This is a genomic window from Pseudoalteromonas sp. SR45-6 (assembly GCF_014163545.1).
In the GTDB taxonomy this organism is placed as follows: domain Bacteria; phylum Pseudomonadota; class Gammaproteobacteria; order Enterobacterales; family Alteromonadaceae; genus Pseudoalteromonas; species Pseudoalteromonas rhizosphaerae.
On the sequence record NZ_JACJDM010000100.1, the window covers coordinates 1 to 5,339 of the forward strand.

Sequence of the window (5,339 nt, forward strand, 5' to 3'; positions counted from 1 at the left end):
TACAACTTACAACTTACAACTTACAACTTACAGCTTTTATACAACTGCACCAAGTTGGAAAATAGGTAAGTACATGGCAATAATTAAACCGCCAATCAGTACGCCTAGTACCGCCATAATAAGCGGCTCTAATAGGCTTGATAAACCATCTACCGCATCATCCACTTCTTGCTCATAAATAGTGGCGACTTTTGCTAGCATGCCATCTAAAGAGCCTGACTCTTCACCTATAGCGACCATTTGTATAACCATATCGGGGAATATTTTTGAGTTGCGCATCGCCCAGTTCATTTGATTACCCGAGCTTACTTCAGCTTTGATATCTAAAATAGCATAACGATAAACTGCGTTACCTGAAGCGCCTGCAGCAGAGTCCAGCGCATCAACCAGTGGTACACCTGCCGCGAAGGTGGTCGAAAGTGTACGGGCATAACGCGCCACCGCAGCTTTATTTAAAATCATACCAATTACTGGGAGCTTCAAAATTGCGCGATCGGTGGCGTCCCTGAGTTTTTTACTTTTTAGTAGCGCTTCCTTATAAGCCCAGCCAAAGCCTACGACTGCAATGAGCATCATCCACCAATATTCTTGCATAAACTCAGAAATACCTATCACCATTAAAGTAAACGCAGGGAGTTCTGCACCAAAGCCGGCAAAAATATCTTGAAATTGGGGTACTACAAAAATAAGCAGGATAGAGGTTACAATTAAAGCTACTACCAAAACAGCAATTGGGTAGAACATAGCTTTTTTAATTTTTGATTTCAGTGCTTCTGATTTTTCTTTATAGAGGGCAACGCGGTCGAATATTTTATCCAGTGCACCAGATTGCTCACCGGAGGCGACTAAATCACAATACAAATCATCAAAATAGCGAGGGTGTTTACGCAGTGCATCAGATAAAGCACCGCCGGCTTTTACTTCATCGCCAATAGTTTCCATTAGCTTTGCAACGCTTTTGTTTGTTGATCCGGTGCCTATCATTTCGATTGATTGAATAAGGGGCACACCTGCCATTAACATAGTGGCAATTTGCCGCGTAACTAAAGCAATATCTTTTGGCGTAATAGCCTGCATACGCACGCCGAACAAAGGCTTTGCTTTACGTTTAACTTTTGATGGCGTGATGCCTTGTTTACGTAATTGGGCTTTGACTAAAGCAATGCTAATGCCTGTCATTTCACCTTCAAGACGTTTACCTCGAGCGCTAACGCCTATCCAGCTAAATGTATCGCTTTTATTTTGTTCGTTTTTTTTAGCCATGCTACGTTAGTGCTCCCACTTCTTATATATTTCTTTGAGGAATTGTTCAGGCTTAGAACATTGTTCTATAAGGCCTCTGTCAACATCTGCCTCGTATTTTTTACACAATTTTAGAAACATTTTTCGTATAATCTCTTTGTCTTTATACATAGAAGCTGGCTGCCATTGATTTAACTTATGCTCAACAAATATAAGATCATCTTTTATATCGGGGTAGATAGCTAAAGAAAATTCTTTGTACATTATACTCCTCTGCTTAGAGCTCAAAGCCGCAGCATATATTTCAGGTTTTACTATTACTTTACCGTTATCATTGATGGTATAAAATTTAATTCCATTTGCAAGTGTCTGTATTTTATTAATTCGATTTTTAGACAAAACTATAGGGTTAATGGAGCTTTCTAGAAATAAAGGTCTTTCATTGTCTACCTCATTAATAACGTACCCATCTTGATGATTATTACTGATATTTAAACACTTTAAAACGGTTGGCGTTATATCTAATAGAGAATACTTACTACCTTTGTTAGGTTTGAAAAGCTCTTCACACTTGCTTGCTTTACCAAACAATCTAGCTGATAAATAAACATTGAATTGGGATTGTGATAAAACATTAGTTCCATGCCCTGCTGAGTTAGTTTCAAATGATGCAAACTCATATTTTGGCTTTGGTCCATCATTATCCGAACCAAAACTTTCACCATGGTCTGATAGCAATATGACGATAGCGTTTCTAAGTAACCCTTTTTTTTGTAATATATCAAGTAATTCAGCTAGCTGCTTATCAACGGAGTTTAGCATTGCTTTATACATATATTGATACGCAAAATCAGGATCAAATTTTTCATTACTTAAATAAACAGGTCGATTGTAGCTAAAAGGGTAGTGCGGTAATGTAAAATGAGTTGCTAAAAACAATCCTTTATTCTTATAACCATCCAAATTCAAATCAATATCACTTGTAAAGTTAGATGGGATATAGGTTTTGTGAGCAGCTCTATTAGATCTTATAAATGGGAAAATAGTATTAATTACAGGTATTTGTGTTGCCAATGCTACCTGTGGAAGTTGAGATAAATTTGATAAAATAAACTCTGCTGCGTTTGCTGGCGGACCTATTACTTTAGAGAAACCTTGATCTTTATCTATGTTACTAAACCTTCTTTCATCTTGGGCAAAGATTGTTTTGTAATTTTCTTTTAAAAGTATATTACCTATGAAGTCTTGGTTATTAAGTTGATTCAGATCCGTTAAGTTAAATCTAATATTTGTATTCGTTGGGTGAATACCAGTTAAAATACCAGTCCATGATGGAAATGTTCTGGCAATTGGTGTGGATGTATTTGGAATTTCAATTGAGTTCTTAGTCCAATTATATAAGAAAGGAGTTAAATGGTGTGAGTTGTAATCAGGGCGTAATGAATCAATTCCTATATAAAAGACATTTATTTTATTACTTTCCTGAATGACATTTGAATTATCTAAATATATTTTTTTAAAAGGTATTGTGGATATTGTTAACGTAATAAATAAGCAAGCTAATTTTTTTGTTTTATTCAGCTTGTTTATACCGTAAAAAAATATTAATACGATAAATGTGCTGCTTATAAACAGGGTGTAGATTGCAACGTTCTCATTTATTGATGTTTCTAGTAGTGGGAAATAAAGACTGCTTAATGAGATTGTAAATGTAATTATACAAAACCAAGTTATTAAAAATGATTTTTTATTACCTATAGGTAAGCTTTTATTTAAGAACGTGACAAAAAACGCAATAATTATATGAATTAAAATTACAATAAAAAATGATGCTGTAACTTCAAAAATAAAGACTTTATTTATAATTGTATTAAAAACCATACTTTCAGATTCTATACTTTTCATATGGAATAAACTTGAAAAAACATACCCCATAGATAAAAACAGGATACAGATACTAAATAGTACGTTTTTTTTCATAAGTGAGGCTTAATCTTATAATTTACATTATAAAAAGCCTTGCAAATGCAAGGCTTTTTATAATAGTTGGTGACGAGTGATTGCTTAACGGCAATTAGCTGGGCGTAATTTACTAGGTAAAGTACCAGAACAAGCCCATTTAATTGAGCCACTTTCATCTTTTGGGATTAAGGTTAAAGTACCTGAGCCAACTTTTGTATTGTCAAAAACTACTGTAATTTTACCAGCAGAACCTACAGTAACAGAGGTAACAGCATTGCCTACAATTTTGCTGGCAGCTTCAATTCCTGCTTTTGAGTTGGATGTTGGGAATGTACCTGTAGAAGAAAATGTCTCAGTTACAGCCGCTTTAGCACCTGCAGCCAAGCTCATACCTTCACTTACATGTGCACGCTTTGTATAATCTTGATACGCAGGTAACGCGACTGCTGCCAAAATACCGATGATTGCTACTACAATCATTAATTCAATTAGGGTAAAACCCTTTTGACTTTGTTGTGTCATTTTTTCCATGTTCCTCTCCTAAAGGATAGTGTTTTTTGTAAGCTAAATAAATTATGTTAGTAAAGTGTGTAATCACGTTAGCTATTGTAACTGCTTTATCTTACGGTTTTTTTAAAATCGTTAAATTACTAATACCTAACCCAGTGCCTAGCTAAATAATGCTGGATAGGTTTTAGCAACTATTAAAATTACTCTGTTAGATCTACTTTAGCACTAAAACAGCTGATTGAAAGCGGCTTTAACTGCATTTCATCGAATTTTAAAAACTTTCTTCACCCACTACTTGGTATTAATGTTGTTTATTTAACTCACAGCTTTCATCAAAGTAGCCGTGCGGTGTAAAACAATACCCGTAAGTAGTTCTTTAGAATTGGTTGAAAGTTATTTAATTCACCCTTGAGGCTTACATTAGCACTGTTTTGTATTATATGAAGCACTAAAATTAACAATTTGTTACAGTGTAAGCCTTTCGGCGTATTTAATGCTTTTTTAATCAGTTTGTCAACGCATTAGGGAAACATAATATTTGTTATTTAGTTTGATTATTACTCAAAGCGCATTGACAAATCGATTGACTGTAAATTTTTTGTAAGTGCACCGCTGGATATAAAATCAATCCCAGCCTGTGAGTAGGTGCGCAGTGTTTCTAGGGTCATATTACCCGAAACTTCTAATTTAGCGCGCTTATCGGTCAGTACTACTGCTTGTTGAATTTGCTTAACGCTAAAGTTATCCAGCATTATAATATCAGCACCGGCTGTAATGGCTTGATCTAGCTCAATAAGTGATTCGACTTCTACTTCTACTGGTTTAGTTGGATGATTAAGTTTTGCTTGCGCTACGGCTTTATCGATGCCACCACAGGCGGCAATGTGGTTTTCTTTAATTAAAAACGCATCAAATAAGCCAATGCGATGATTTGCGCCACCGCCACATTTGACCGCGTACTTTTGTAATGCACGTAGGCCCGGAATGGTTTTACGGGTATCGAGTAGTTGGGTGTGGGTGCCACTGAGTTCTTTAACATAATGCGCTGTAGTGGTTGCTGTACCTGACAAGGTTTGAACAAAATTAAGTGCGGTACGTTCAGCTGTTAAAATAGCGCGGGCAGAACCTATTGCTGTAAATAAGGTATCGTTAGCTTTAACTGTATCACCATCATTTACCAATACATTAACTGCTACACTCGGATCAACTTGTTTGAATACTTCTAAGATAATGTCTTTACCGCAAAACACGCAATCTTCACGAGTGATCACTTTGGCATTAGCGTGCTGCGCCGCTGGAATTAATTGCGCGGTGATGTCGCCTTGTTCGGCTGTTTGGTAATTTAAATCTTCATCAAGGGCAAGTTTAACCAATTGGCTTAAAAGGCTGTGTGGGATAGACATTATAAAAGCTCATTATAATTAGGAAATTGCACAAATTTTACATGGTTTGAAAGTGAAAGAGAAGGCTGAAGCTATAAGTTTGATTAGGTTCTAGAGAGCCCCCTGTGTCAGGATAGTTGTCGCCTCTAACTTTTAATAGAGGCAGATAAAAATGAGACGTCGATTTACACAAGAATTTAAAGTTCAAGCGGTTGAAAAAGCATTATCTCAATGTGATGATGT

4 protein-coding genes are annotated in these 5,339 nt (G+C 35.9%); all 4 read right to left on the minus strand.

The window, feature by feature from the left end:
* Positions 1 to 36: 36 nt before the first annotated feature.
* Positions 37 to 1,263, minus strand: a complete 1,227-nt coding sequence (locus H5158_RS21970) for a type II secretion system F family protein (RefSeq protein WP_182740909.1) — start codon at positions 1,261 to 1,263, stop codon at positions 37 to 39.
* Between the two features lie 6 nt (positions 1,264 to 1,269).
* On the minus strand, positions 1,270 to 3,222 hold the full coding sequence (locus H5158_RS21975; RefSeq protein ID WP_182740910.1) for a sulfatase-like hydrolase/transferase: 1,953 nt from the start codon (positions 3,220 to 3,222) through the stop codon (positions 1,270 to 1,272).
* 84 nt (positions 3,223 to 3,306) lie between these two features.
* The gene (locus H5158_RS21980; RefSeq protein WP_220491397.1) at positions 3,307 to 3,735 is read right to left on the minus strand and encodes a pilin; all 429 of its coding nucleotides are present in this window, start codon (positions 3,733 to 3,735) and stop codon (positions 3,307 to 3,309) included.
* Between the two features lie 536 nt (positions 3,736 to 4,271).
* Positions 4,272 to 5,117, minus strand: a complete 846-nt coding sequence (gene nadC, locus H5158_RS21985; RefSeq protein WP_182740911.1) for a carboxylating nicotinate-nucleotide diphosphorylase — start codon at positions 5,115 to 5,117, stop codon at positions 4,272 to 4,274.
* Between the last annotated feature and the right edge of the window lie 222 nt (positions 5,118 to 5,339).